General features: G+C 58.7%; 30 protein-coding genes. 16 read left to right on the top strand and 14 right to left on the bottom strand.

What is annotated here, in order from left to right:
* Window positions 1-116: 116 nt before the first annotated feature.
* Window positions 117-644 (top strand): disulfide bond formation protein B, encoded by a 528-nt coding sequence (locus RYB66_RS23265; protein WP_005732781.1) that lies wholly within the window; start codon window positions 117-119, stop codon window positions 642-644.
* A 174-nt stretch (window positions 645-818) separates the two neighbouring features.
* Window positions 819-1,292, top strand: a complete 474-nt coding sequence (locus RYB66_RS23260; RefSeq protein ID WP_002551368.1) for an Rsd/AlgQ family anti-sigma factor — start codon at window positions 819-821, stop codon at window positions 1,290-1,292.
* Between the two features lie 80 nt (window positions 1,293-1,372).
* Here the strand turns inward: RYB66_RS23260 and RYB66_RS23255 are convergent, their stop codons facing one another.
* A complete protein-coding gene (locus RYB66_RS23255) occupies window positions 1,373-2,053 on the bottom strand; it encodes an FKBP-type peptidyl-prolyl cis-trans isomerase (protein ID WP_002551367.1) in 681 nt (226 codons plus the stop codon).
* Between the two features lie 216 nt (window positions 2,054-2,269).
* Between RYB66_RS23255 and RYB66_RS23250 the strand changes: the two genes are divergently transcribed.
* On the top strand, window positions 2,270-3,295 hold the full coding sequence (locus RYB66_RS23250) for an AlgP family protein (protein ID WP_316885013.1): 1,026 nt from the start codon (window positions 2,270-2,272) through the stop codon (window positions 3,293-3,295).
* Here RYB66_RS23250 and RYB66_RS23245 read toward each other — a convergent pair.
* Entirely contained in the window at window positions 3,292-3,768 is a 477-nt protein-coding gene (locus RYB66_RS23245; RefSeq protein WP_316885015.1) for a TIGR02444 family protein, read from the bottom strand. The two genes, RYB66_RS23250 and RYB66_RS23245, sit on opposite strands and share 4 nt — an antisense overlap.
* 46 nt (window positions 3,769-3,814) lie before the next feature.
* Here RYB66_RS23245 and abc-f point away from each other — a divergent pair, with 46 nt between their 5' ends.
* From abc-f to RYB66_RS23215, 6 genes are all read left to right on the top strand, one after another.
* Window positions 3,815-5,725, top strand: coding sequence for a ribosomal protection-like ABC-F family protein (abc-f, locus tag RYB66_RS23240; RefSeq protein ID WP_005743916.1), 1,911 nt, complete (start codon window positions 3,815-3,817; stop codon window positions 5,723-5,725).
* 17 nt (window positions 5,726-5,742) lie between these two features.
* Window positions 5,743-6,336: a mechanosensitive ion channel family protein gene (locus RYB66_RS23235; protein WP_002551363.1), complete on the top strand. Its 594-nt coding sequence runs from the start codon at window positions 5,743-5,745 to the stop codon at window positions 6,334-6,336.
* A gap of 67 nt (window positions 6,337-6,403) precedes the next feature.
* Window positions 6,404-7,036, top strand: a complete 633-nt coding sequence (locus RYB66_RS23230; protein WP_003432697.1) for a LysE family transporter — start codon at window positions 6,404-6,406, stop codon at window positions 7,034-7,036.
* Between the two features lie 156 nt (window positions 7,037-7,192).
* Window positions 7,193-9,091 carry a cytochrome c/FTR1 family iron permease gene (locus tag RYB66_RS23225; protein WP_316895570.1) on the top strand — a complete coding sequence of 633 codons (1,899 nt, stop codon included), beginning with the start codon at window positions 7,193-7,195 and terminating at the stop codon, window positions 9,089-9,091.
* Between the two features lie 213 nt (window positions 9,092-9,304).
* A complete protein-coding gene (locus tag RYB66_RS23220) occupies window positions 9,305-9,535 on the top strand; it encodes a hypothetical protein (protein WP_005743920.1) in 231 nt (76 codons plus the stop codon).
* A gap of 95 nt (window positions 9,536-9,630) precedes the next feature.
* Window positions 9,631-9,945, top strand: a complete 315-nt coding sequence (locus RYB66_RS23215; RefSeq protein WP_005743921.1) for a hypothetical protein — start codon at window positions 9,631-9,633, stop codon at window positions 9,943-9,945.
* Window positions 9,946-10,023: 78 nt separating this feature from the next.
* Here the strand turns inward: RYB66_RS23215 and RYB66_RS23210 are convergent, their stop codons facing one another.
* Window positions 10,024-10,311 carry a YheV family putative zinc ribbon protein gene (locus RYB66_RS23210; RefSeq protein ID WP_005743922.1) on the bottom strand — a complete coding sequence of 96 codons (288 nt, stop codon included), beginning with the start codon at window positions 10,309-10,311 and terminating at the stop codon, window positions 10,024-10,026.
* The gene (gene prlC / locus RYB66_RS23205) at window positions 10,308-12,395 is read right to left on the bottom strand and encodes an oligopeptidase A (protein ID WP_187126165.1); all 2,088 of its coding nucleotides are present in this window, start codon (window positions 12,393-12,395) and stop codon (window positions 10,308-10,310) included. The genes RYB66_RS23210 and prlC overlap by 4 nt, the downstream gene beginning before the upstream one ends.
* A gap of 76 nt (window positions 12,396-12,471) precedes the next feature.
* Between prlC and RYB66_RS23200 the strand changes: the two genes are divergently transcribed.
* Entirely contained in the window at window positions 12,472-13,017 is a 546-nt protein-coding gene (locus tag RYB66_RS23200) for a gamma carbonic anhydrase family protein (protein ID WP_005743924.1), read from the top strand.
* 140 nt (window positions 13,018-13,157) lie between these two features.
* Here the strand turns inward: RYB66_RS23200 and RYB66_RS23195 are convergent, their stop codons facing one another.
* Both RYB66_RS23195 and RYB66_RS23190 read right to left on the bottom strand, forming a co-directional pair.
* Complete coding sequence (locus tag RYB66_RS23195; protein ID WP_005743925.1) at window positions 13,158-14,213, bottom strand: aminopeptidase; 1,056 nt, start codon at window positions 14,211-14,213, stop codon at window positions 13,158-13,160.
* Between the two features lie 281 nt (window positions 14,214-14,494).
* Window positions 14,495-15,973: a hypothetical protein gene (locus RYB66_RS23190; protein ID WP_060403460.1), complete on the bottom strand. Its 1,479-nt coding sequence runs from the start codon at window positions 15,971-15,973 to the stop codon at window positions 14,495-14,497.
* Between the two features lie 461 nt (window positions 15,974-16,434).
* Here RYB66_RS23190 and RYB66_RS23185 point away from each other — a divergent pair, with 461 nt between their 5' ends.
* Entirely contained in the window at window positions 16,435-16,800 is a 366-nt protein-coding gene (locus tag RYB66_RS23185; protein ID WP_161795788.1) for a hypothetical protein, read from the top strand.
* Here the strand turns inward: RYB66_RS23185 and RYB66_RS23180 are convergent, their stop codons facing one another.
* Window positions 16,801-17,034 (bottom strand): DUF1161 domain-containing protein, encoded by a 234-nt coding sequence (locus RYB66_RS23180; protein ID WP_029240811.1) that lies wholly within the window; start codon window positions 17,032-17,034, stop codon window positions 16,801-16,803.
* A gap of 118 nt (window positions 17,035-17,152) precedes the next feature.
* Window positions 17,153-17,584 carry an OsmC family protein gene (locus RYB66_RS23175; RefSeq protein ID WP_002551353.1) on the bottom strand — a complete coding sequence of 144 codons (432 nt, stop codon included), beginning with the start codon at window positions 17,582-17,584 and terminating at the stop codon, window positions 17,153-17,155.
* 212 nt (window positions 17,585-17,796) lie between these two features.
* On the opposite strand from RYB66_RS23175, the gene RYB66_RS23170 reads away from it, so the two are divergent.
* Entirely contained in the window at window positions 17,797-18,798 is a 1,002-nt protein-coding gene (locus RYB66_RS23170) for an LLM class flavin-dependent oxidoreductase (protein ID WP_004660365.1), read from the top strand.
* Between the two features lie 139 nt (window positions 18,799-18,937).
* On the opposite strand, the gene RYB66_RS23165 is transcribed toward RYB66_RS23170, so the two are convergent.
* Both RYB66_RS23165 and RYB66_RS23160 read right to left on the bottom strand, forming a co-directional pair.
* On the bottom strand, window positions 18,938-19,162 hold the full coding sequence (locus tag RYB66_RS23165; RefSeq protein ID WP_002551351.1) for a DUF1161 domain-containing protein: 225 nt from the start codon (window positions 19,160-19,162) through the stop codon (window positions 18,938-18,940).
* Between the two features lie 150 nt (window positions 19,163-19,312).
* Complete coding sequence (locus tag RYB66_RS23160; protein WP_002551350.1) at window positions 19,313-19,528, bottom strand: dodecin; 216 nt, start codon at window positions 19,526-19,528, stop codon at window positions 19,313-19,315.
* Window positions 19,529-19,694: 166 nt separating this feature from the next.
* Here RYB66_RS23160 and RYB66_RS23155 point away from each other — a divergent pair, with 166 nt between their 5' ends.
* On the top strand, window positions 19,695-20,021 hold the full coding sequence (locus RYB66_RS23155) for a YqjD family protein (protein WP_002551349.1): 327 nt from the start codon (window positions 19,695-19,697) through the stop codon (window positions 20,019-20,021).
* Here the strand turns inward: RYB66_RS23155 and RYB66_RS23150 are convergent, their stop codons facing one another.
* On the bottom strand, window positions 20,022-20,978 hold the full coding sequence (locus tag RYB66_RS23150) for a LysR family transcriptional regulator (protein ID WP_005732767.1): 957 nt from the start codon (window positions 20,976-20,978) through the stop codon (window positions 20,022-20,024).
* Window positions 20,979-21,057: 79 nt separating this feature from the next.
* Between RYB66_RS23150 and trpB the strand changes: the two genes are divergently transcribed.
* The 3 genes from trpB to RYB66_RS23135 all read left to right on the top strand — a co-directional run bounded on the left by trpB (window position 21,058) and on the right by RYB66_RS23135 (window position 23,752).
* Window positions 21,058-22,287: a tryptophan synthase subunit beta gene (trpB, locus tag RYB66_RS23145; protein ID WP_002551347.1), complete on the top strand. Its 1,230-nt coding sequence runs from the start codon at window positions 21,058-21,060 to the stop codon at window positions 22,285-22,287.
* Entirely contained in the window at window positions 22,284-23,096 is an 813-nt protein-coding gene (gene trpA / locus RYB66_RS23140) for a tryptophan synthase subunit alpha (protein ID WP_316895566.1), read from the top strand. Before trpB ends, trpA begins: the two co-directional genes overlap by 4 nt.
* A gap of 125 nt (window positions 23,097-23,221) precedes the next feature.
* The gene (locus RYB66_RS23135) at window positions 23,222-23,752 is read left to right on the top strand and encodes an anti-virulence regulator CigR family protein (protein WP_316895563.1); all 531 of its coding nucleotides are present in this window, start codon (window positions 23,222-23,224) and stop codon (window positions 23,750-23,752) included.
* A 184-nt stretch (window positions 23,753-23,936) separates the two neighbouring features.
* Here the strand turns inward: RYB66_RS23135 and RYB66_RS23130 are convergent, their stop codons facing one another.
* The 3 genes from RYB66_RS23130 to RYB66_RS23120 all read right to left on the bottom strand — a co-directional run bounded on the left by RYB66_RS23130 (window position 23,937) and on the right by RYB66_RS23120 (window position 26,294).
* Window positions 23,937-24,761, bottom strand: a complete 825-nt coding sequence (locus RYB66_RS23130) for an alpha/beta fold hydrolase (protein ID WP_316895561.1) — start codon at window positions 24,759-24,761, stop codon at window positions 23,937-23,939.
* Between the two features lie 213 nt (window positions 24,762-24,974).
* A complete protein-coding gene (locus RYB66_RS23125; protein ID WP_005743933.1) occupies window positions 24,975-25,307 on the bottom strand; it encodes a DOPA 4,5-dioxygenase family protein in 333 nt (110 codons plus the stop codon).
* Between the two features lie 36 nt (window positions 25,308-25,343).
* On the bottom strand, window positions 25,344-26,294 hold the full coding sequence (locus RYB66_RS23120; RefSeq protein ID WP_316895559.1) for a choline sulfate utilization transcriptional regulator: 951 nt from the start codon (window positions 26,292-26,294) through the stop codon (window positions 25,344-25,346).
* Window positions 26,295-26,354: the final 60 nt, after the last annotated feature.

Here is a 26,354-nt window from a genome sequence, read left to right as displayed (position 1 = left end):
CGCAGTAGTGTGTTTGTTTTCCCAGGTAAACAGCGACGTATCCGCACGCCGCCACCTTGAATGCGCCGTACCCTTTCCTCTACCGTAATCGCCTCGTCCTTTGTTACGGATTTGCCATGTATCTGGCTCGCACACGCTTCCTGTTTTTCCTGGCATCGCTGGCCTGTGCATCAATCATTGGCACCGCCTTTTATCTGCAGCAAACCTTCGGCCTCGACCCTTGCGTCCTTTGCCTGATACAACGCGCGGCAATCATCGCCTGCGGTGTGTTGGCATTGTGCGCTGCCTGCCACGCTCCCGGCCCGACAGGCATGCGGCGCTACAGCCTGGGCTTTCTGCTGATCGCGCTGACAGGGCTTGTTACGGCAGGCGCTCAGGTATGGCTGCAAACCGCCTCGGCAGATCAATTGATACCTTTCATTACCAGACTGGAGCATCTGTTAAGCCTGCTCTCACTGGACATGTGCATTGACCGGCTGCGAAGCGATGCAATGTTTTGCGCAGAAATCACCTGGACCCTGTTCGGTATAAGCCTGCCGGAGTGGAGTCTGCTGGCATTTACCGGCCTTGCGCTCTTACCCCTGTATCCTCTTTTCAGCGAATTCAGCCACTGGCTGGCGACCAAAGATCGGGCCAGGTATTAAACGCTTGTATGAACTTTATCTCCTGCGTACCTTGAAGGCCTTGTCGAGCGGGCATAATCTGGCCCGCACGCGTCACTGGAAATATGCTGTCCTGGCGCATCTATCAGGCCAGGTACAGGCTAACCGCCAGGACCGGCCCAGGACTGCATGCCCCTGAAGGGAAGAGAGAAGACCATGCTGGAAAGTTGTCAGAATGCTCAGGAACGCTGGGGCGGAGTCAATAAGCTGATTGATCGCTGGCTTCAAAGCCGCCTCGAACTGGTCGAAGCCTACGATGCGCTGGGCGACACGCCCCAGGCTCTGGCAGCCGACCGTGAAGGCTTGCAGAACTTCTGTGGAGTTCTTGTCGATTACGTCTCGGCCGGCCACTTTGAGGTCTATGAACAGCTGGGTGATGAAGCCCGTGCGTTCAACGACGAGCGTGGGCTCGAGCTGGCTGACACGATCTACCCGCGCCTGGACGTCATTACCAAGTTTGCGTTGACGTTCAATGATCGTTGCGACAAGGGCGACTGCTCGGACGCTACGGTGGTGGCCAAGGAATTCAACCAGCTGGGGCAACTGCTGCACGAGCGCTTCGAGCTGGAAGACTGCCTGATTGAAGTGCTGCACAACTCCCACAAGGAAGAGATCGCCGCGCAGGTGTGACCGCTCGCGTGCAGAGGCTACAAACCGCCAAGGGTGCTTTTGCACCCTTTCGCGTTTCTGGATTCCGGATTTACATCCGCTTACTGTGAAACGGCAATCAGCTCGATTTCAAATACCAGCGGAGTGAACGGATCGATCAGGTCGCCAGCACCCTCAGCGCCGTAGGCTTGATCCGAAGGAATCACCAGTCGCCATTTCGCGCCGGTCGGCATCGTCTGCAATGCGCTGGTCCAGCCGCTGATCACGCTGTCGAGCCGGAACCATTGCGGCTGGGTGCTCTGATCGAAGATCGTGCCGTCCGGCAAACGACCCACATAGCGCACTTCAACCCTGCCATTGGCATCAGGTTTGGGCCCCGTGCCAGGTGTCAGCTCGGTCATGAGAATCCCGTCCGCCAATACCTTCACACCCGGCTTGGCCTTCTCGCTGTCCATGAACGTGCGCTCTGCCTTCAGGGCTGCTTCGGTAGGCGCGTCTGTGCCTGCGGTCTCGGCCTGCGCGATTGCGGCGTCATGCTCACGCAGGACCTGGTCGATACGCTCCTGCTTGAGTGCCAGCGGCTTGCCCTGATAAGCCTGTTTCAGACCGTCGACAAGTGCCTTGAGATCAAGGTCAGGGACTTCCTGATGCAAGCGTTCACCCAGGCTTGCACCCAGGCTGTAGGCGAGATCATGACCATCATCGGCCGCCGCAGGTGGTGCTTCGGCAGCTTGAGCCAGGGGTAGCAAGAGGAACAACGACGTTAACAGGTAGCGCGACATTAATGCTCTCCGGCCTGGGAAGGCAGCGATTATGCCAGCGCCAGCGCGTGTAGTGACGAGTCTTGCCAAGTGAATTTCACAATGCCTGTGCATCGTGTCAGGCAATCATTTTTTGCAGTATGCAACAGCGCCCCCTGGATGCTGTCAAGATGCGCTAGCGGCGATGCGCGCAGAAGCCTAGTATGAGCCGCAATTTCGTCACCCAGGAGGTAAGTCATGTCGGCCAAAAAGAAGCCAGTAAATACTCCGTTGCATTTGCTTCAACAATTATCGGGCAGCTTGCTTGAACATCTGGAAGACGCCTGTTCCCAAGCCTTGGCTGATGCCGAGAAATTGCTCGCCAAGCTTGAGAAACAACGCGGCAAGGCGCAGGAAAAACTGCACAACTCCCGCATCAAACTGCAGGACGCTGCCACCGCCGGAAAATCCAAGGCACAGGCCAAGGCCAAAGACGCCGTTTCCGAGCTGGAAGAGTTGCTCGATGCTCTCAAGGATCGCCAGACCGAAACCCGCACCTACATTCTGCACCTCAAGCGCGATGCCCAAGAGAGCCTGAAGCTGGCCCAGGGTATCGGTCGCGTGAAAGAGGCGGTCGGCAAGATCCTCACCACTCGCAATGCCAAGCCTGCTGCCCCTAAAGCCGCCACCAAAGCAGCGACTGCCGCTACAGCAAAAGCACCCGCAAAAACCGCAGTAAAAGCGGCCGCTGCCAAGCCAGTCGCCAAAACTGCTGCCAAGCCTTCGTCGGTCGCCAAGCCTGCAGCCAAACCTGCGGCAACCAAGGCCCCGGTCAAAGCTGCCGCCAAACCTGCCACCCGGGCAGCGGCAGCAGCCAAGCCTGCCGCGGCAAAAACAGCCGCCGCCAAGCCAGTTACGGCTAAACCTGCCGCCACCCGGCCGGCTGCCAAAGCGGCTGCGGCCAAGGCACCTGTCGCCAAAACGACGGCAAGCAGCGCTGCCAAACCAGCAGCAGCAAAAACTCCGGTAGCTAAACCAGCGGCCAAAGCCCCGGTAAAAGCGCCCGCGAAGGCCGCGACCAAAGCACCAGTCAAGGCACCTGTGAAAGCAGCAGCCAAGCCTGTCGCAAAACCTGCGGCCAAGCCAGCAGCGAAGCCGACCGCCGCCAAACCGGCTACGCCAGCGCCTGCTGCCGCTGCCAAGCCGACGACGCCTGCACCTGCCGCGCCATCTGCTGCACCGGCAACACCTGCCAACGGCGCAACGCCAACCAGCGCTTCCTAAGTCTGGTCGACGGCATGTCCAACCGCGATGCGCAGCACCTGCAGCGCATCGCGGTTTTTTTCTGCCTCTCCGTCAGCGAGCTCGATCAGCCATTCCTCTGCACTTCTCGCCTCACCCGCTGGCCAGTCTCCAGCCAGTGCCTCAAGCTTCAGCATCAGACTCTGTTCGGCCTCCAGCTCCAGCGCCTTGACCTTCATTCGCAACGTCATCAGCACCGCGTCCTCAAGCGCTGCATTGCGCCATTGGTTACGCAAATCCCGCAGCGGACGCACCACTTCATCGTGCCAGGGTGTCGCCAATTGCCTTATTTGCGTTAATCGCTGCGCATTGCACGCCACTTCGCGCGTGCCGAGCCAGACCCCGCAAAGCACCATGCACACGTTGGCCCCGTTGGCTTGCAGCGTCAGACAAGCCTGCTCTACACCCGGACGGGCGTAGAAATCGAGGGTGAAACTCCAGAGCGCTGAAGGCATAGTGATCCACCTGTTCAGGACGAAGCTGGTAGACTCCGCCGCCATTATGATTCGACTTCAAAGCCTTACCTTACAGCGTGGTCCGCAACGTCTGCTAGAAGACGCCGAGCTGACCCTGCACGCCGGCCATAAAGCCGGCCTGATCGGTGCCAATGGCGCCGGTAAATCCAGCCTGTTCGCCTTGCTGCGTGGCGAGCTGACGCCCGATGCCGGTGACTGCCTGCTGCCCGCCGACTGGCGTATCGCGCATATGCGTCAGGAGGTCGACACCCTTGAGCGCCTGGGCGTGGACTACGTACTCGACGGCGACGAGCGCCTGCGCGAGGTGCAGCGTCTGCTGGCCGAGGCGGAAGCCGCGCAGGACGGCGCTGCTCAGGCGCGTCTGCATTCGGAGCTCGACAGCGCCGACGGTTACACCGCAGATGCGCGGGCACGCAAGCTGCTGGCAGGGTTGGGCTTCACCAACGAACAGATGGAACGTCAGGTCGGCAGTTTCTCCGGCGGCTGGCGTATGCGCCTGAACCTCGCGCAAGCGCTGATGTGCCCATCGGACCTGTTGCTGCTCGACGAACCGACCAACCACTTGGACCTGGACGCCATTCTCTGGCTTGAAGACTGGCTCAAAAGCTACCCCGGCACCTTGCTGCTGATTTCCCACGACCGGGATTTTCTGGACGCTGTGGTCGATCACATCGCCCATGTCGAGCAACGCAAGATCACGCTTTACCGTGGCGGCTACAGCGCTTTCGAGCGCGCTCGTGCCGAACGTCTGGCCCAGCAGCAACAGGCCTACGAGAAGCAGCAGGCGCAACGCGCGCACATGGAAAAATACATCGCGCGCTTCAAGGCCCAGGCCACCAAGGCCCGTCAGGCCCAGAGCCGGATCAAAGCACTGGAGCGCATGGAAGAGCTGTCCGCCGCGCACGTCGATTCGCCGTTCAACTTCGTTTTCCGTGAGTCCGACAAGATCTCCAGCCCGTTGCTGGATCTGTCAGACGCGCGTCTGGGTTACGGCGACAAGACCATCCTCGAGAAGGTCAAGCTGCAACTCACGCCCGGTGCACGCATCGGCCTTCTGGGTCCGAACGGCGCAGGCAAGTCGACGCTGATCAAAAACCTCGCCGGCGAGCTCGAGCCGCAAAGCGGTCGGCTGGTGCGTGGCGAAAACCTCACCGTCGGCTACTTCGCCCAGCATCAGCTTGACTCACTGGACGCCAAGGCGACCCCGTTGCTGCACTTGCAGCGCCTGGCACCGACCGAGCGTGAACAGACGCTGCGCGACTTCCTCGGCGGCTTCGATTTCCGTGGCGCACGTCTGGATGAGCCCGTGCTGAATTTCTCCGGTGGCGAGAAAGCGCGTCTGGCGCTGGCGCTGATTGCCTGGGAAAAGCCTAACCTGTTGCTGCTCGATGAACCGACCAACCACCTCGACCTGGAGATGCGTCTGGCGCTGACCATGGCCTTGCAGGAGTTCGGTGGCGCGGTACTGGTGGTGTCTCACGATCGGCACTTGCTCAAGAGCACCACCGATGACTTCCTGCTGGTGGCTGACGGCCGCGTACAGGAGTTCGACGGCGATCTGGATGACTACACGCGCTGGCTGGCCGATTACCGCCTGCGCAACGCGCCGGTCAGCACCACGCCAGTCAACGCCGACAAGACTGACAAGAAAGCCCAACGTCAGCAGGCAGCGGCCTTGCGTCAGCAACTGGCGCCACACAAGCGTGAAGCCGACAAGCTGGAGCGTGACCTTGGGCTGGTGAATGAAAAACTCGCCAAGGTCGAGGAAGCGCTGGCGGACAGCACCAACTACGAGGCGGCCAACAAGGACAAACTGCGCGACCTGCTGGCCGAGCAGGCCAAGCTGAAAGTGCGTGAGTCCGAGCTGGAAGACGCCTGGATGCAGGCGCTGGAACTGCTGGAGTCCATGCAGGCCGAGCTGGAAGCATTGTCGTGAGAGAGGCGGGGGAAGTGATGGACATGTTGGGCCTGCCGGTATCCGCGTACTGGCTTGAACCGCTGCTGGTGGGTGCGCAGATTCTGCTGATCCTGTTGGCCGGTTACGTATTGCAACGCATCGTGGGCGGTTTTCTGACCGGTCTGGGCGAGCGCTATCCATTGCCGCCAGAGCTGCTGGTGCCGGTGCGTGGCGGCCTGCGCTGGTTGATCATGGGCAGCGCGTTTGTTCTCGTCCTCGGCCGCCTCGGAGTTTCGGCCACGGTGCTGTGGACGGCACTGTCCGGCTTTGTAGCCGTCGCGGCGGTGGCGTTCTTCGCCATGTGGAGCGTGCTGTCGAACCTGCTCTGCGCCATTTTGATCTTCACCATCGGCCCGTTCCGCATCGGCGACATGGTCGAGCTGGTCGATACGCTGGACAAGCCCGGGGTAAAAGGTCGCGTGGTCGCTATCAATCTGATGTTCACCACCCTGATCGAGACCCCGGAAGCCGGTGGCGCGCTGGTTCAGGTGCCCAATAGCCAGTTTTTCCAGAAGTCGGTCCGGCGCTGGCGTGGCAGTGATCTGTTTCCACAGATGGTGGTTGCGAAGCAGCCTGACGAGCAGGATTAAAAATAGTTAGCCTTCCAAAGCGTTAACCACTAATTTATCGGGCATTCGACTTTGCTTGAGGTGCGTGATGGCGCTTGAAACGTGGTTGGGCTTCTTTGCGGCCTGCTGGATTATCAGCCTTTCCCCTGGCGCAGGCGCTATCGCCTCCATGTCCTGCGGCCTGCAATACGGTTTCTGGCGGGGCTACTGGAATGCCTTGGGCTTGCAGATCGCGTTGGTGGCACAGATCGCCATTGTCGCGGCAGGTCTTGGCGCAGTGCTGGCGGCCTCGGATATGGCGTTCACGCTGATCAAGTGGTTCGGCGTCGCGTATCTGGTCTATCTCGGCATCAAGCAATGGCGCGCTTTGCCAGCCGACTTGGCCGATGAATCTGCCGTGCGCCCGGTGGGCAAACCGATGACGCTGGTCTTTCGCGGCTTTCTGGTGAATATCAGCAACCCCAAGGCACTGATCTTCATTCTGGCGATCCTGCCACAGTTCATCGACCCGGCCGCTCCGCTGCTCATCCAGTACGCGATCATCGCAGCGACCATGGTGGTGGTCGATCTGATCGTGATGGCGGGCTACACCGGGCTGGCATCCAAGGTGCTGCGCCTGCTCAAGACGCCTCGCCAGCAACGTCGCATGAACCGCACCTTCGCCAGCCTGTTCGTAGGCGCGGCAGGTTTCCTCGCGACGTTGCATCGCGGTACGGCCTGAAACGTGTCGGTCTCGAGCCCTGAACAGACATACGTTCTGTTCAGGGCGATTGAAGGCCGAACGTAAGATTCTGTAACAAAAATAGACCTCGACTATTGAGTAGTGCCGTTGCGGCGTTAACAATGCAACGCTTCGCATTCCCGTCGAGATTCTGCAATGCCCGTCCGTTCTCGTTTTCTTGCCTGGTTACTGTTGCCGCTTCTGGCGCTGGGCAGCTGCATTGCGCTGGCCGACCCGGTCGAGGGTGCCGCCCAGGCGCTGCATCTGCTGGATTACCTGGGGGCCGATTACCCGGCGACCGTGGCGGACGGCAAGGTTGTGGACACCGTCAAGTATCAGCAGCAGGTCGATAGCCTGACTGCGTTGCAGGGCCTCGTCGTTGCCTTGCCGCAACGCGCCGAGCGTGATGCTCTGGAGCAGGCGGTAAACCAGCTGAAAAGCGCTGTGGCAAGTCGACAGGACGCTGCGCAGGTCACTCGTCAGGCGCGGCAGTTGAGTGCGAAGCTCGCGCTTGCCTACGAGGTCAGTCAGGCCCCGGCCATTACGCCGGACCCCGCCCGTGGCGCGCCTTTGTACGCCCAGCATTGCTCGGTGTGCCATGGCGACAGCGGTGCAGGGGATGGACCGGCAGGTATCGGCCTGGAACCGCCACCCTCGAACCTGCGGGATACTGCGCGGCTGGATCGCCTGAGTCTCTACGACCTCTACAACGCGACCGGGCTAGGCATTGCCGGCACCGATATGCCCGCGTTCGCCGACCAGCTGGACGATCGCCAGCGCTGGGACATCGCGACCTATATCGCCAGCTTCAGTGCGCAACCGGTTGCCAACCCAGCCAAGACCTTCAACATCGCCGACCTGGCTCGTCAGACACCTGCCGAAGTTCAGACAGCCGAGGGGCCGGATGCCAGCGCAACCTTTCGTGTCCAGCGCGCGCAGCCGCCACAGGTGCAGCGCGGCCCGGCGCAACTGCTGGATTACACCAGTGTAACGCTGGACAAAAGCCTGGCTGCCTACAAGGCCGGTGATCGCGAGCAGGCCTATGATTTGTCGGTCGCGGCGTATCTGGAAGGTTTCGAACTGGTCGAAAGCTCGCTGGATAACGTAGACGCCAATGTGCGCAAGGACACTGAAAAAAGCCTGATGGCTTACCGACAGTCCTTGCAGGATAGCCTGCCGCTGGCGCAGGTTGCCCAAAAGCTGGAAGCGGCCAAAGGCAAGCTCAAGGAATCGGCGGGGCTGTTGGGCAGCGATGGTCTGAGTCTGTCGCTGAGCTACGTCTCGGGCTTGTTGATTCTGCTGCGTGAAGGGCTGGAAGCGATTCTGGTGCTGGCGGCGATTCTGGCGTTTCTGCGCAATACCGGCCAGCAGTCTGCGGTGCGCAGCGTCAACATCGGCTGGGGTCTGGCGCTGCTGGCAGGGCTGGGTACCTGGGCACTGGCGGCCTATGTCATCGACGTCAGCGGCGCACAGCGTGAATTGCTGGAAGGTGCCACCGCGCTGTTTGCCAGCGTAATGGTGCTCTGGCTTGGTGTGTGGATGCACGACCGTCGTCATGCCGCCGCATGGCAGGACTATGTCAAAAGCAGTCTGGTCGGCGGCGGTGGTCGTTTCGGCTTCGCGGTGCTGGCGTTCTTCTCGGTGTATCGCGAGCTGTTCGAAGTCATCCTGTTCTATGAAACCCTGTGGTTGCAGGCAGGACCCGCCGGGCACGATGCCGTGCTGGCGGGTGGTGCCACGGCGCTGGTGCTGCTCGTGGGCCTGGCATGGGTCATCCTGCGCGGTTCGGCGAAGCTGCCGCTGTCGCTGTTCTTCGGTATCAACGCTGCGCTGCTGTGCGCGCTGTCAGTGGTGTTTGCCGGTCACGGCGTCAAGGCGCTACAGGAAGCGGGCATATTCGGTACCAGGCCCGTGCCGTTCTTCGAGTTCGACTGGCTGGGTATCCACGCCGACCTGTACTCGCTGAGCGCACAGGCCATTGCCCTGATCGCCATTGCGGTGCTGTACGGCAGAAGCCGTCTGGCAGAGAAACGCAGGCTGCAGACAGAAAGCTGAGACTTCAATATATGGACGGACACGTGGCGCCTGCCGCGTGTCCGCAATAGACTAATAAGCATTATTACCGCCCGCCGTTAGATACGTTCCTCCCTGTACAAACAACCACCTGTTACTTCTGCCAGTAGACGTACTTTCTCGTCAGGCCTAGTGTAGCGAAACGCCAACTCGGCTAGCGGGTACTGGCGCATTTACCTGAAAACGAGGTGGGTGATGGTCAAGTACGAGATTCGGTTGTGGGCTGAAGATACCAAGCGACATAACCATCCTGTAATAGCCATTGAGTTTTATGAGGATAATGAACTTCAAGAACATGCCCTGATAAAACTTTATCCTCATGGACGATACGAAATAATAGGAGGCCAACTGGGCAGGGATGAGGAAGTGCTCCATGTTCTGGCGTTGGCGTTCAGGAAGAAGGTCGCTGAGCTGGCGGATTGGTAAGGCCCGGCTTAGGCTTGGCGCAAAACCTTAATTTTTACAGGTGCCGGAAAGGTCCGCAGTGCTGGCATCTCAATCAATAAAAGAGGATTGAGAACATGGCTAATTATGAAATCAGAATTTCTAGTGACGATTTTGAAAGTGATGGAGTTCCTGAGGTTTTGGTGGAGTTCTGGAACCTTGATAAGTCGGTAGGCACCGACTACACGCTTCCTGGGCTCAAGATTTTAGTTACTCAAAAAGGTGAACTATCCCATACGGCTTATGCTACTACACCAGAATTAGGCAAGCCCTACGACACCGTTAAAAGCGGTGCTGATGTCGACGGAGTAGCAGGTGTTGGCCAGGCAGATAATGAACTTGTTCTGGGTCTGGTCAACGCATTTGTAAAACTGAAAATTTCCAGCCAGTAAAGCCGTGCGTGCGAAGACCCTCAGCCTCTATCTTGCGCAAAGGGGCGTTTTATACGCCCCTTTTTAGCGATGGATCAATCAACCCAAATCCACCGGCTTCTTCAACTTCGGATTCGGAAAAAACTGCACACCCTGCACCTTCGGGTCTGCCGGTTTGACCACCACCTTGTTGACCCGCGTACCCAGCTCCTTCGGTATCGAAATACCTTGTTCGTTGAGCGTATCGCTGTAGCCGCAACCCACGCATTCGCGGTGCGGCACGTCGTTTTCGCTCCACATCATGAGCTTGTCAGGCTCGCTGCACGCCGGGCAAACAGCCCCGGCGATGAAGCGTTTCTTGGTAATGATTACCGGTGTATCGGTCATGCTGCCGCATCCTCACTCAAGCCACTGTGACGCAAGAGTGCGTCAATCGACGGCTCGCGTCCGCGGAAGTCGACGAACAGCACCATCGGTGCCTGTGAACCGCCACGGGCCAGAATGGCTTCGCGGAAGGCGCGACCGGTTTCGGCGTTGAGCACACCGTCTTCCTCGAATTTCGAGAACGCATCGGCAGACAGCACTTCGGCCCACTTGTAGCTGTAATAACCGGCTGCGTAACCGCCTGCGAAGATGTGCGCGAAGCTGTTTGGGAAACGGTTATAGGCAGGCGGACGCATCACCGAAACCTCGTCACGAATGCCTTCCAACACCTCCAGCACGCTGCGGCCGTCGCCGTGGGTGGCGTGCAATTCAAAGTCGAACAGCGAGAACTCCAGCTGACGCACCATCATCAGGCCGGACTGGAAGTTCTTGGCGGCGAGCATTTTCTCCAGCAGGTCCTGCGGCAATGGCTCGCCGGTTTCGTAATGACCGGAGATCAGCGCCAGGCCTTCGGGCTCCCAGCACCAGTTTTCCATGAACTGGCTCGGCAACTCGACGGCGTCCCAGGCCACGCCGTTGATACCGGATACGCCGGCATGATCGATGCGGGTCAGCAGATGATGCAGGCCATGACCGAATTCGTGGAACAACGTGGTGACTTCATCGTGGGTCAGCAGCGCAGGCTTGCCCGCGACCGCAGGCGTGAAGTTGCACACCAGATTGGCCACCGGGCTTTGCAGAGTACCTTCAGCCGTGCGACGGCGATCACGAGCGCCGTCCATCCAGGCACCGCCACGCTTGTTGGCGCGCGCATACAGGTCGAAGAAGAAACGCCCGACGTGCTGGCCGTTTTCCTTGATCTCGAACAGACGAACATCCGGGTGCCAGGTGTCGAAGCCTTTTTGCTCGGCAATCTCGATGCCGTACAGACGCTGGACGATAGCGAACAGACCGCCGAGCACTTTATCGATGGGGAAGTAGGCACGCAGGATTTCCTGGGAAACGCTGTAGCGCTGTTCGCGCAGCTTCTCGCCGTAGAAACCGCTGTCCCAGCTTTGCAGATCCGGGCAACCCTGTTCGGCGGCGTAGGCCTTGAGCTGCTCCAGGTCCTGGGCCGCGAACGGCTTGCTGCGCTTGGCCAGGTCACGCAGGAAACTCAGCACCTGATCGCTGGACTCGGCCATCTTGGTTGCCAGGCTCAGCTCGGCAAAGTTCGCATAGCCAAGCAGTTGCGCCAGTTCCTGACGCAGGTCGAGGATCTGCTCCATGACAGGGGTATTGTCGTTCTTGCCCGCATTCGGGCCTTGATCCGACGCGCGAGTGCAGTAAGCCGCATAGACTTCTTCACGCAGTGCGCGGTCTTCGGCGTAGGTCATCACCGCGTAGTAGCTCGGAAATTCCAGCGTGATCAGGTAGCCTTCCAGATCCTTGGCCTTGGCGGCGGCAGCCATCTGCTGTTTGGCAGAATCGGTCAGGCCGGCGAGGGCGGACTCATCGGCGACCAGCTTGGTCCAGGCCTGAGTGGCATCGAGCAACTGGTTGGAAAACTGGCTGCCCAGCTCCGACAGTTTGCTCTGCACTTCAGCGTAACGCTTCTGCTGTTCAGGCGGCAGATCGATGCCGGACAGGCGGAAATCGCGCAGCGATTGCTCCAGAATGGTCTTCTGACCGACGTCGAAGGTGGCGGCTTCAGGACCGTTGGCCAGCGCTTCATAGGCCTGAAACAGTGCGCGATTCTGGCCCATCTCGGTGGAGTAGGCGCTCAACGCCGGCAGGCACGACTCATACGCTTCGCGCAGCTCAGCGCTGTTGCACACGGCGTTCAGGTGGCTGACCGGGCTCCAGGCAGCGCCCAGGCGGTCATTCAATTCGTCCATCGTCAGGACCAGCCCGGCCCAGGTCGGTGTCGACCCCTGTTTAGCGAGGATGTCGGCAATCGCGGCACGGTTGTCCGCCAGGATTTTTTCAACAGCAGGTTTGACATGTTCGGCACGAATCGCCGAAAAGGGTGGCAGGTCGTACGATTGCAGAAGAGGGTTGTTCGCGCTCACGGTTTTGCACCTTGGCTGGAAGAAACACCCAGCCATCTTAATTACAATCGACGCCGACCGCAGCAACCAAACCCGCTCTGCACGCCTATCACTGCCAAAGAAGGAGCCTATCGTGGCCATTCGCAAGTTTCAGGACCACTCCCCAGCCCTCGCCGAACGGGCCTTTGTCGACCATTCAGCGGTGGTTATCGGCGATGTTGAAATCGGAGCCGACAGCTCCGTCTGGCCGCTGACGGTGATACGCGGCGACATGCACCGCATCCGCATCGGTGCCCGCACCAGTGTGCAGGACGGCAGCGTGCTGCACATCACCCACGCAGGCCCCTTCAACCCGGACGGTTTCCCGCTGCTGATCGGCGACGAAGTGACCATCGGCCACAAGGCCATGCTGCATGGCTGCACAATCGGCAACCGCATCCTGGTCGGCATGGGCACGACGATCATGGACGGCGCGGTTGTCGAAGACGAGGTCATCATCGGCGCAGGCAGCCTGGTGCCACCGGGCAAAGTGCTGGAAAGCGGCTTTCTGTACGTTGGTCGCCCGGTCAAACAGGTACGTGCATTAACCGACAAGGAAATCGCCTTTTTTCCGTACAGCGCCACTAACTACGTGAAGCTCAAGGATCAGCATCTGGCTGAGGGGTTTGATAAGGCCTGACTATCGTTCCTGCGCTCCAGCGTAGGAATGCATCCCGTGACGCTCTGCGTCACAAATCTGCACAGCGCCGCTCACTCGAGACCGGACGCAGAGCGTCCAGAAAGGCATTACCACGCGCAGCGTAGTAACAATAATCGCACTCAGGGCATCAACCGCTGCAACGCCGCCTTGCGCGCCTCGACCGGCAGCCCTCCCAGCTTTTCCACGGCATTGAAAAACGCCACCCAATCGCCATTCACCTGCCTGAACAACGCTGCAAACGCTGGCACCCACTGATCATAAAGACCAAATGGCAGCAGCTTGGCGTTGTTCATCGGGCTGTTGATCCAGGCATCAAAACGCTTGTCGCCTGCCCATTGTTCATCGCGTAACTTGCGGTAGTCACTGCGCAACCGCTCGAACTCTTCAGCCTTGCGCGCGCGCATCACCTCAGCCGACAACGGCTGACGATACAACGCCTTGAGCCGCTCCCGAGTGTCGAGCACCAACCGGATAAACTGGTCACGCCGTGCGGACTGCGAAACACTCTCCGGCGGCAAACCCCGCGCCGCACGCCACTGCCGCGTACCTTCCTGTTCGACGAAGCTGGCGTAGGACTCGTTGAACTCGGTGTCGTCTTTCACATAAAACCGCTGATGCGCCAACTCATGAAAAATCAGCGTCGCCAAACGCTCATCTCCCCAGCCCATCATCGAACTGAGAATCGGGTCATTGAACCAGCCCAGTGTCGAATAGGCCTCCACACCGCTCAAATACACATCCTTGCCCGCCTGCCTCTGCAACGCCGCCTCACCACGCGCCCCGCCAGGGCTGTAATAACCGCGATACGCGACACAGCCGGCAATCGGAAAACAATGCGTAACAGGCTCCAGCGAAAACTCATCCGTCGCGAACACATTCCACACCACATAAGGCCGCCCCAGATCCGCATACAGGCGATAGCTCTGGTTATCCGGCAGATGCAAATGTTCACTGGCAAACGTCCGCGCCAACTGCGACCGGGCCAGACGCTCACGCAACCCGGCATCCCGCTTCGGGTCAGCGACTATCTTCGCCACCGGTTCGCGAGCCTGCAGCAATTGCCACTGTCCTTGAGCCAACTGGCCGTAATAGGAAACGCTGGAGCAGCCGGCGAACAGCGTAACGGCCATCAGTGAAAGGACGCGGCAAAGGCGTGGGGCGGTCAGCGTGGACATGAGCGGGAGGGCTTTGGTGATTTGGACAGGGTGATGTTATGCCGGACGGGCAGGGAGATGTGCAACTGTCGAGATTCGCCGATTAAAAAGTGATTCGACAAAATCGAACCTTGCGCCGATAGCCGTGCGTCGCACGTGTGGTTTATGAAGCGCTTACGGCGAACGCTGGAACCGGAGGGCACAGCAAAGCCTGAAGAAAGTACGTCAGCCCGGGTGCACGCTCACCAGGAGAGTGCGCCCGGGCTGCCAGGTTAGGGGAGTGCTATCCGTGAATGGTCGGATCAGGACGTTGTTCTCGCCAGCCACGGGAATGTGGACCGGGGCAGGTAATAAACGTGGAGACTCCAGTTGCAGCCTCGATCATAGTTGCTTTCAACGTAGAAGGACCCTGATGTTTTCCCAATCATCGCACCGTTGGACTTCCAGTCGCCGTTGGTTTCACTGTTCCAGCCGTTTTGAATGTACCAGCCGGTAATAATAGCCCCCCCTTCAGACGGGTCGAACGGGAACGAGAAGGTGTGGCTTTGGTGGCCGATTGTCCAGTCAGCGCTGTAATGCTGACTGTCCTCCTGAATTGAAACATTGGTAAGTTCGGTGGATTTGATCCCGGCCGACGTCGAATAGACACCGCTCGCTAACTCATTCGGCGGTGAGAGCGTCAGGCTCTGATAGAAAGAGAACAACGCGAGCGAAGGTTGAAGGCTTCTGGTCAGCTCAGAGACTTGCTGACTTAACTGACTTGCCGCGTCAGGCTCGTAAAGCAACGTTCCGATACGTGCGCTGTACTGATTCGTTAAGTATTGCTGCGTGTCCGCTACAGTATTGATGCCTTGAACGGGCGGGGTGAGGCTGTAGGGCTGGGTGGAGTAATAGCCCGGAATGGCCGACGTGAGTGACTCCAGTTCCTGCAACTGAAACGCGATGGTCTTGACCTTGGCAAAGTTATCGGGGTTTAGCGGTAACGTATTGGGAATGCGGTTATCGATCTGGGAATAATGAATCAGCCTGGCACGACGCGGAACAGGCTGCAGGTTTTCTGTAAACCACGTCAATAGAGTGGGAATGCTGTTAGCGTCAGCCCCGACAGGAGGCGCTTTTCCTGACGTCCCGTTCATGGTGACCGCCACCTTCACATGGACATCGCTTGAGCTTGCCAGCGACTCGAATTCCGCAGCCCCGGACGCGCTTAATATGTCTTTCTTACCGGCAACGGCTGCTTTGAAAGTCTGCAGTTCAGTAGTCGTCGTTGTGCTGCACGTATAAGTAGCCACGAAGCGCGAGCCGAATTTCGCGGTGGCAACGAAGTAATCGCCATACGTGTCCCGAAAGCCAGCCGGGTTCGAGCTTGCCAACTCACTGGCCTGAGGGGTGAAGGCTGGCGCTGGACTCAGCGAGGCATAATCCGCGTCCGTCACGTCATAGAAAGCCAATATCGTCAACGAGGTTTCAGAGTACGTGACATTGGACAAATATGACGCGGATGCCGATGCACTGGCAGCACCTACATTGTATTCGCCCTGAGCTTCCGCTTTGAAAAGTCGGCTATAGTCGTCAGCGGTCGCAATCACTTCGTACTTCTGAACTGTGTTTTTGGCCCTACCAGGTTCTGGTGTAATGGGGCTAACTGCTTGTACAGCAAACGCACCGCTTTCGGCATTGATTCCCAAGCCGAAAGAATAGTCATTCCATGGCTGATCATTCAAAGTTCCCGCCAGATTGGTAACTAGCGACTCGCTTTTTTCACCCCGTTTACTCCACATTTTTCACATCCCTAATGTTTTTTTGATTGAGACAGTTTCTGCCATCAACAAAAGCTGTCTATTCCTTGACACATGCTTTGAGGTCACAAGGCACTTAATAAAAATGCACAATCGACAACCAGGAATCAAGAAAATTTTATAAGACCTCAATAAAATTATTCTATCAATTGACTGTAGAAATCAAAATTCGCGACTGACTATTCAAGCGGGCTTATATAGCTGGACGCAAAGGTGCCAACGCATGAAGCTGATTCACACGCACTTTGAAATGCCATCTTTGTGTGCGAGCTTGCTCGCGAACGCTAATTTTCAGTCGAAGTATCTTAAGATGCCTGTCACGCTTATGGCAGGGCAGGCCTGCCGCCATACATAAACTCACACATCCCGGAACCGCCAAAATGCGCATCACAGCCCCGATAACCGCATTAGCCCTGACAGCTCTCTCCGGATGTGCAGGTCCCTTGCCTGCGGTCAGCCCGGACATGGCGTGGGTCGACATGCGCACCATCACCGGCCAGTTGATCATGGGCGACAAGCTGGATGGCGAGAACACCTACGACGGGCGCTATTTTCAGGTGACGCCGGGCAGCCATGAGTTACAGGTGCGTTATGACTATGAGTACCGGTCGGGCGGCATGGGGATGATCGGCGACGAGTACACCGAGATCACGTGTTACGTCAGTGTTCGTTACGACCACTTCGCTGCCGGGCAGCGTTATGTGCTGGAGGTACGCTCACTGGCGAACAGTGTCGACGCCTGGCTTTACGATGCAGAGCGCAAGGTGGTGGCCGAGGAGGAAGAAGAGGGCGGGGTGCACTGCATCTGATCAGCGACCGTTGAGCTGGTAGATGATTTTTTTCGTACCGTTGTCGCAGCTGCCGACGATCATGCTGGGATCGGAAGCCTCTTCGTTGCCAACAATTTCCAGCGTGTAGGACGTGACGTTGTTGGCCTGGATCTTGGCTTCGATTTCATCCTTGAGTTCTTCACAGGATTTCGGCGCCGCCAGGGCGCTGGTTGCCAGCAGGGTGCAGGTTACTGCCAGAATAAAACGTTTCATGCTCGACTCCTGATCAAAATCAAACCATGCGCCAATGAACGCATGACCGATGAAGCAAGCCAGCTTTATACAGGAGATGAAGGAGCGCACAAGGCGCTCCCGCAAAGCTCGCTGTGGATCAGCTCAACAACGTAGCATCCAGAGTGATCTTGGCGTTCAGCACCTTGGAAACCGGGCAGCCTTCTTTGGCTTGCTTGGTCAGTTCGTCGAACTTCTCCTGCGTTGCGCCTGGCACTTTGGCCTTTAGGGTCAAATGCACAGCGCTGATTTCAAAACCGCCTTCAATCTGGTTAAGCGTCACGTCAGCCTGAGTGTCGATGCTCTCAGCAGTCAGGCCTGCACCGCCCAGAATCATGGACAATGCCATCGAGAAGCAGCCTGCGTGGGCCGCGCCGATCAATTCTTCAGGGTTGGTGCCTTTACCGCCTTCAAAACGAGCCTTGAAGCCGTAAGGCGCTTCTTTCAACACGCCGGTTTCCGTGGAAATGCTGCCGATACCGTTTTTCAGATCACCTTCCCAGTGGGCGGATGCTTTCTTGACGATGCTCATGGTGGCTCCTTCTTGGGATGAATTTGGATCAATGCTGTTACAAGGTTCTGAGGATAGACGGCTCTGGAAAGTTCAACCGTCGGAAAGACCAAGCGTTTAAGTAGGTTTTTATCCGCCTGCCATTGAAAAGCCAGACTTGCGCCCGCACTGCTGTTTCATCGTGGGCAGCTCCAGCAGCCAGCCCATCACAATTCGAGGAGCTACCCCGGCCTATGAAACGTCTGGCAGATGTAAAAATTTCCACCCTTGATCTGGTGCCGGTGCGCCACGACAAAGGGCCCGCCGATTCCCTGCGCAACTCGCTCAACCTTGCCCAGCATGTTGAAAAGCTGGGTTACAACCGCTTCTGGGTGGCCGAGCACCACAACATGGACGGCATCGCCAGTTCAGCGACCTCGGTGCTGCTCGCCTACCTGGCAGGCGGCACGTCGACCATTCGTGTCGGGGCTGGCGGGATCATGCTGCCCAACCATGCACCACTGGTGGTTGCCGAGCAGTTCGGCACGCTGGCCAGCCTGTATCCCGGTCGGATTGATCTGGGGCTGGGTCGCGCGCCGGGTTCCGATCAGATGACCGCTCGCGCCTTGCGCCGCGAACGCTCCGGCAGCGCCGAAGATTTTCCGGATGACGTCACCGAGCTGATGGAATATCTGGGGCCGCGTACGCCTGATCAAAAAGTGATCGCTGTTCCTGGCTCAGACACCAACGTGCCGATCTGGCTACTGGGCTCAAGCCTGTTCAGTGCTCAACTGGCAGGCATGCGCGGTTTGCCGTATGCCTTCGCGTCGCATTTTGCGCCGCGTTACATGCATGAGGCGATTCGCGTGTACCGCAATCACTTCCAGCCATCGGCCGTGCTCGACAAACCCTACGTGATGCTCGGCGTTCCGCTGTCCGCGGCAGACACCGACGAGCACGCCGAATACCTCGCGACATCTGTTTACCAGCGCATCCTCGCGCTGATGCGCGGGCACAGTCTGATGCAGCGCCCACCGGTCGAATCCATGGACGGCCTGTGGCTGCCGCATGAACGTGAAGCGGTGGCGAGCTTCCTGGGGCTGGCGATGGTTGGCGGCCCGGACAAGATCCGCGCCAAACTGGATGTGCTGCTTGAACAGACCGATGCCGATGAACTGATCTTCACGTGCGACATGTATGAGCACGAGGACAGGCTGCGGTCCTACGAGATTCTGGCGCAGGTCGCACAAGGCTGATAGCAACCTTTCGGGTCACAACGCGGGCTTCAAAAACAGCATCGCCCCGGACTGGATGACAGTCCGGGGCGATGCTGTTCGTGAAACCTGCAAACGGGATTAGCCGGGCGAACCGACCTGAGTCAGGCCCGGCTGGCAATCAACCGCGCTGGTAAACGACTTCCTTGGTGCCGCCTTCGCAGGTGCCGACGACTTGCTTGTCGGACGCGCTGCCTTTCTCGACCACTTCCAGCGTGTAGGACGTTACGCCCTTCGCCTGGAGTCTGGCGTCGATTTCACTTTTCAACTCTTCACATGGCTTGCCTGCCGCGAGGGCAGTACCTGCAATGCTCAGCAAGCCTACAGCCAACAAAAACTTCTTCATGGGTAATCCCTCTCGTCCGGCCAAATGAAGACGCCATCGGAACAGGCGCCCATTGAAAACCCCCACGCCCACACATCAACCGTGTGGTCATATCAGTGTGTGTGTAGCGCAGGTTATGGCAATCGGCCAGCCGAAAGGTTCAGAAGGGCATCAGCTATTGGTAATGCGGAAGCCGACTTTCAAGGTGACCTGGAAATGCGCGACTTTGCCGTTTTCGATATGGCCGCGGGTTTCGGTCACCTCAAACCATTCCATCAGGTCGAGGCTTTTGCTGGCTTCGGCCAGGGCGTTGTTGATGGCGTCTTCGATAGTGGTAGTGGAAGAGCCTACGATTTCAACTTTTTTGTACGTGTGATGATCGGTCATGGCAGTTCTCCTGAAGGTCTGGAAAAGACGCGATATAGACCGCGCTCCCTGCTTCTGTCAGGAGAACGCGCGCAAAAGTTCAGCGCTTTGCAAAAATCCCATCGCACTTTCCAAAAAGCCCGGAGTCGGAAACAACACGCCCACTCATCATTGCAGGAGAAACACCATGGCTACTACGTCACTTCGCAAAGCCTCGTTGCAGAGTATGGAAGCTGAGATCGAGAGCCTCCTGAAGTCCCTCGAGGGCCTGAAAGCCGACGCTACCGACGAGTCGCGCAAGACACTGAAAAATCTGAAAGCCAATGCTGAAAGCGCACTGAGCCATTCGCGCAGCCTGCTCAGCGATGTCTACGAAGACGTTAAAGAGAAAACCCGCGAAAATGCACTGGCAACTCGTGACTATGCTCAGGAGCACCCTTGGACCACCGCTGGTGTTGCGGTAGGTGCCATTGGCCTGATCACTGCCTACATGCTGTTCAAGCGCGGTAACTGATCAGATTCTGATCGGGTCCTCAGACCGCTTCAGCTCATTTTTCAACCACTGAGCAAGCTGGCGCGCCCGTCCATCGGCCGCACGTCTGGGTACCCAAAGCGCCAGCTGCGCCGGGGTTTCGCTGAAGCCCCATGGCGCAGCCAGGCGACCGGCTTTAAGGTCATCGATGACCAAAGGCTCCGGCGCAATCGCAATGCCCAGGCCCGCCACAGCCGCCTCCAGCAAATAATACAAATGCTCGAAACCCTGCCCGTAACGTAATGATCGCGGATCGATGCCGTTGTGCTGCGCCCAGCTTGGCCAGGCTTGCGGACGTGAGGTGGTTTGCAACAGTGATTCTTTGAGCAGTGCTGCGGCGGGTGCATCGCGCAGACTTTCGAATCGCGCGAAGCGTGGGCTCAAGACCGGCCCTATTCGTTCGCTCGCCAGTTCGAAAACCTGCATGTCTGCAGGCCACGGCGGCTCGGCGAATACCAGCAATGCATCCAGGCCGGGCCGGCGCGGATCAAGGTCGCCTTCACCTGCCGACAGGTGCAGGCGCAGGTCTGGCAACTCGGCATTAAGACGGCTCAAACGCGGTATGAACCAGCGCGCCAGCAGGCTGCCGGAACATCCCAACACGAATGGCGCGTCTGCGCTGCCCTTGCTCAGTTCGACACATACGCCGCGCAATCGATCGAATGCTTCGCCACTCACATCGCGTAACCGAATGCCTGCATCTGTGAGTTTCAAGCCTCGTCCGTCCTTGCTGAACAGGCTTACACCCAAGTGTTCTTCAAGCACTTTTAATTGGCGACTGACAGCACCATGCGTCACGTTCAGCTGTTCGGCCGCCTGACTGACACTGCCAAGTCGGGCGGTGCTTTCGAAGGCACGCAGGGCGTTGAGGGGAGGAAGGTCGCGGCTCATAATCTGTGAGTTTTCCTGACAGGTTGCAGCGATCTTATCGGTTTTCATCCAGCCGTGCGCTGGTTAAAGTGGACCCATTGCCGATCCGGCTCAATTCATTCGCCCAATACTGCAACTGGAGCACTTCATGACCCAGACCAACTTCCGCAGCGGCCCCGACGCCAACGGCCTGTTCGGCTCATTCGGCGGCCGCTACGTGGCTGAAACCCTGATGCCGCTGGTGCTAGACCTCAACCGCGAGTACGAAGCCGCCAAGGCCGACCCGGAGTTCGCCAAGGAAATGGCCTACTTCCAGCGCGATTACGTGGGCCGTCCAAACCCGCTGTACTTCGCCGAGCGCCTGACCGAATTCTGTGGCGGCGCGAAGATCTACTTCAAGCGCGAAGAGCTGAACCACACCGGCGCGCACAAGATCAACAACTGCATCGGCCAGGTATTGCTGGCCAAGCGCATGGGCAAAAAACGCCTGATTGCGGAAACCGGCGCGGGCATGCACGGCGTTGCTACCGCTACCGTCGCGGCGCGCTTTGGCTTGCCTTGCGTGATCTACATGGGCGCGACCGACATCGAACGTCAGCAGGCCAACGTGTTCCGCATGAAGCTGCTGGGCGCTGAAATCGTGCCGGTCACTTCCGGCACCGGCACCCTGAAAGATGCGATGAACGAAGCCCTGCGTGACTGGGTGACCAACGTCGACGACACCTTCTACCTGATCGGCACTGTGGCAGGTCCGCATCCGTATCCGGCGATGGTGCGTGATTTCCAGGCCATCATCGGCAAGGAAACCAAAGAGCAGATGCAGGAGAAGGAAGGTCGTCTGCCGGACAGCCTGATCGCCTGCGTGGGTGGCGGCTCCAACGCCATGGGCCTGTTCCATCCGTTCCTCGATGACGCCAGCGTAGAAATCATCGGCGTTGAAGCGGGCGGTCACGGCGTGGATACCGACAAGCACGCGGCCAGCCTCAATGGCGGCGTACCGGGCGTGCTGCACGGCAACCGTACCTACCTGCTCCAGGATGGCGACGGTCAGATCACAGACGCGCACTCGATCTCTGCTGGTCTGGACTATCCGGGTATCGGCCCGGAGCACGCCTTCCTGCACGAAGTGAAGCGCGTCGAGTACGTCAGCATCACCGATGACGAAGCGCTGGATGCCTTCCATCAATGCTGCCTGCTCGAAGGCATCATCCCGGCACTGGAAACCGCTCACGCACTGGCCGAAGCCATGAAGCGGGCAACCAACCTGCGCGACGACCACCTGATGGTCGTGTGCCTGTCCGGGCGCGGTGACAAAGACATGCAAACCGTCATGAACCATATGGCAGCCGCCGAAAAAACTCAGGAGAAGCTGGTATGAGCCGTCTCGAACAACGTTTCGCCCAGCTGAAAACCGAAGGTCGTGCGGCGCTGGTCACTTTCATCACCGCCGGCGACCCAGGCTACGACACCTCGCTGCAAGTCCTGAAGGGCTTGCCTGCTGCGGGTGCTGACGTGATCGAGTTGGGCATGCCGTTCACTGATCCGATGGCAGACGGTGTGGCGATTCAGCTCGCTACGCTACGCGCTCTGGACGCGGGCCAGACCCTGCAGAAAACCCTGCAGATGGTCAGCGAATTCCGTGTCGACGATCAGACCACGCCGATTGTGCTGATGGGTTACTACAACCCGATCCACCGCTTTGGCGTCGAAGCCTTCGTGGCGCAGGCAAAAGAAGCGGGCGTCGACGGTCTGATCATCGTTGACCTGCCTCCTGAGCACGACGCCGAACTGGCAACGCCTGCTCAGGCATCCGGTATCGACTTCATCCGCCTGACCACGCCAACCACCGACGATGCGCGCTTGCCGCGTGTGTTGGAGCGCAGCTCCGGGTTTGTCTACTACGTGTCGGTTGCCGGTGTAACTGGTGCTGGCTCGGCGACCACCGAGCACGTTACTGAAGCCATCGCACGCCTGCGTCGCCACACCAGCCTGCCGATCAGCGTCGGTTTCGGTATCCGCACACCCGAGCAGGCAGCGGCCATTGCTCGTCTGGCAGACGGCGTTGTAGTGGGCTCGGCGTTCGTCGATAAGATCGCCACTGCCGAGTCGCCTGAAAAGGCAATCGATGGCGTGTTGACTCTGTGCGCCGCATTGGCCGAAGGCGTACGTAACGCACGCTTCGGCTGAGGGTAAAGTTTCTGATACAGAGGAATCAAAGCGCTATCAGCGGTTCTATGTAGCACGACACAAGGGGTTCATGACCAATGTCATGAACCCCTTTTTGCTGCATTGAGTGAAGCTGAGGAAGCACCATGAAACTGCCAAACCGTTTTATCACCGGGCTGGGTATCTTGATGATCAGCGCCAGCCCGCTATTGCAAGCGGCGCCGCCTGACCAGCGCGGTAATGGCCCGGACGACAACCGCGGCGGCCAGCAGCAGGGACCGCAGAACAACGGCGGGCATAACGAGCGTGGCAATGACCGTGGCCCTGGCAATGACAATGGCCGAGGTCCGGATAAAGGCCCGGCCAGTCAGCCAGGCAGACAGGCCCATCAGGACAACCGTGGCGGCAACCGCCCACCGCAGGATTTCGGCCCGGTACGCGAGACCTTCCAGCAGCACCGCGACGTCATCGGCCGAGGCCAGCCGCTGCCACCTGGTGTACACATCGCCAAAGGCCGTCCGTTGCCACCTGGTTACGGTAAACGCCTGGACAGCCGCTCGCTGCAATACCTGCCACATTATGACGGCTACGAATGGCGCCGCCTGGGCACCGACGTCGTACTGATCGCCGTGGGTTCGGGAATTGTTTACGCGATTCTGGATGGTGTGTTGAATTGATGGTCTGCTGACGCCCTTGAATGCGCGGTGACACACAGACTTGTGACGCGGAGCGTCACGAACGGCATTCCCACGCTGGAGCGTGCGGAACGATCATCCAACTATCGTGCGACGCTCCGCGTCGCATGCCGTTCTGGACGCTCCGCGTCCGATCTTGAGGGCCCAGCGCAGAAACCAGCCCACCTCAACCCTGCTGCTGATTAACCCGCGCCAAAAACGTCATCAGCGCCCCTGACACAAAATCCGGGTTTTCCAGATTGGCGATATGACCCGCTTCAGGCACCAGCACGTAAGGGCAGCCAATCAGGCTGGCCATCTCACGGGTTTCTTCAGGCGGACGCGGGATGTCAGCATCGCCACACATTACCAGCGTGGTGTCTGCATTCAATTGCTCTATCAACCCAAGCCGATCGTCACGACCAAAGATCATTCGCCCCAGAGGTACGACAGTCTGGCGCAACTGCTCTGCATTCATACCCGCCAATGCGGAGCGGAACGCCTGATACACCGGCGATTGCGGGTCAATGCCAGGCCGGAAGAAGATCGGCACCACAATGTCCAACAGCGGCTCAGGAAAGGCACCGGCCTCTTCCAGCTTGTCGAGCAACGAGAAATAGTAGGCTTTCTTGGCTTCCGACTCTTTGCCCAGATAAGTGTCCATCAGCACCAGCCCGGTGATCCGCTCTGGCGCGAGCAGCGCAGCAATCGCACCCCACATGCCGCCCACCGACAGCCCGACGATGCTGCAACGCTCGATATTCAAATGATCCAGCAGCGCCAGCGCATGACGGGCGAGATCATCGAGATTGCGGGTGCCTTCCGGAAAACCGCTGGAATCTCCATGCCCCCAAAGGTCCGGCACAATCACCCGATACCGGCTGGTCAGCGTGTCGATCTGCGCACTCCACATCGCCTTGTCCCAAAGGTAACTGTGACCGAGCAAGACAACCGGCCCGGTGCCTTGGTCAGTGTAGTGAAGGGTCTTACCGTCGATGAGTAGATCCGGCATTTCTGATGATCCTCTGTCTGGTCTTTCAGCATTCATTTCAGGCAGCCCGTGAAAGGCGGCTTATCGATGTTGACGCGTATGCATGACCATTTTGTTGAAATTTGCGCTGCAACGGACCGAGTGGTCATTTTTCAGCGGAGCTATCTTACACCGATCTTTTCGACGAGGAATGCGCTTGTAATTGCTGAAGGAAAACGGCCGAGAAGCTGGCTATCAGCCACTTAGAGCGCCCAGATTCAAAGGCCGAACCGCGCCCATCCAGATGGCATGGTCGGTATGGTCGCGCAGCTCATCGCCCGTCAACGGATGCAGAAAAACCACCAATCCATCGCGATTAAGCGCGAGCCATAAAGTGACGTCAGCCAACTGCTCATGCCCAAACGCCAACTGGCAACTCCAGTCCGGATGCGGCCCAACCAGCTTTTGGTGAACGCGGCCCATCTGCAGCGCAAATTTCTCGGTCGCGGCTTCGCACAGGGCTCGGGCCTGGTCCAGGGTCTGGGCGTTGAAATAGATATGGGCGTGGTAGCCGTGGGTGTCTTGCATGTATGAGTCCTTCCTGACCAAAAAATGAACGCCTGCTTACACCGCAATCGACGGCAACGGCCTGCCCGCCAGCGAAACCCCGCTCAACGCCTGCTCACTCGCCAGCCAGTCCAAGAACTGCTGAACGATTTGCACGCGCCGTTTGCGCTGGGGCAAAACCACGTAATAGCCCTGGCCGGAAATGGCGGCTCCGGCGATGGGGCGGCAGAGCAGGCCTTGGTCGAGGAGGTCGTCGACCAGGTGTTTCCAGCCGATGGCGATGCCTTGTCCGCCAATCGCAGCCTGGATGAGCAGGGTGTAGTTGTCGAAACGCAGCTGGCCGGGGGTAGGGGCCTGGGGGATGTCGAGGGCGCGGAATACGCCCGCCCAGTCGAACCAGTTGTTGCTGCTTTCGCCGCGCAGGTGCAAGAGCGGAAAGTCGCGCAGTGCCTCGTTGGGCAGCGGCGTCTGGCGACCCGTGATCAGTTGCGGGCTGCACACTGGAAAGACTTCTTCGCTGAACAGCCAATGGCTTTCGCCTTGCTTGAAGCGCCCGTCGCCGAACAGTACGGCAACGTCGATATCTGCGCGTAACATGCTGTGGGTACGCTCGCTGGTGACCAGGCTGACATCCACGTCCGGGTTGACCTTGTGGAAACGGTGCAGACGCGGCATCAGCCAGTAGGCGGCGAAGGCAAAGTCGGTCGCCACTTGAAGCACTTCGTGCTGGTGCTGTTCGGTGATCGCTATCAGTCCGCTGTCGATGGATTGCAGGCCAGCCTGCACATGGCTGAACAATATTTCACCGGCTTCGGTAAGCTCGATGCCGCGATAGATCCGGTCAAACAGGCGGGTGGCCAGCTGTTCTTCAAGGCGCTTGATCTGCTGGCTGACGGCAGGCTGGGTAGTACCCAGTTCGATAGCCGCCGCAGTGAAGCTGCGCAAGCGAGCCGCGACTTCAAAGGCACGTAGCAGGTCGAGAGACATGTCGCCAAAAGCTTCAAACATAAGCGGTGCTTATCCTAGGCATTGCTGCGCATGGGCTTTACTATCAAACACGACGACTTC

This window comes from Pseudomonas syringae group sp. 243L2, from assembly GCF_032587875.1.
Taxonomy (GTDB): Bacteria; Pseudomonadota; Gammaproteobacteria; order Pseudomonadales; family Pseudomonadaceae; genus Aquipseudomonas; species Aquipseudomonas amygdali.
Note: the sequence above shows the minus strand (reverse complement) of the source record. Positions and strands in the feature narration are given on the sequence as shown.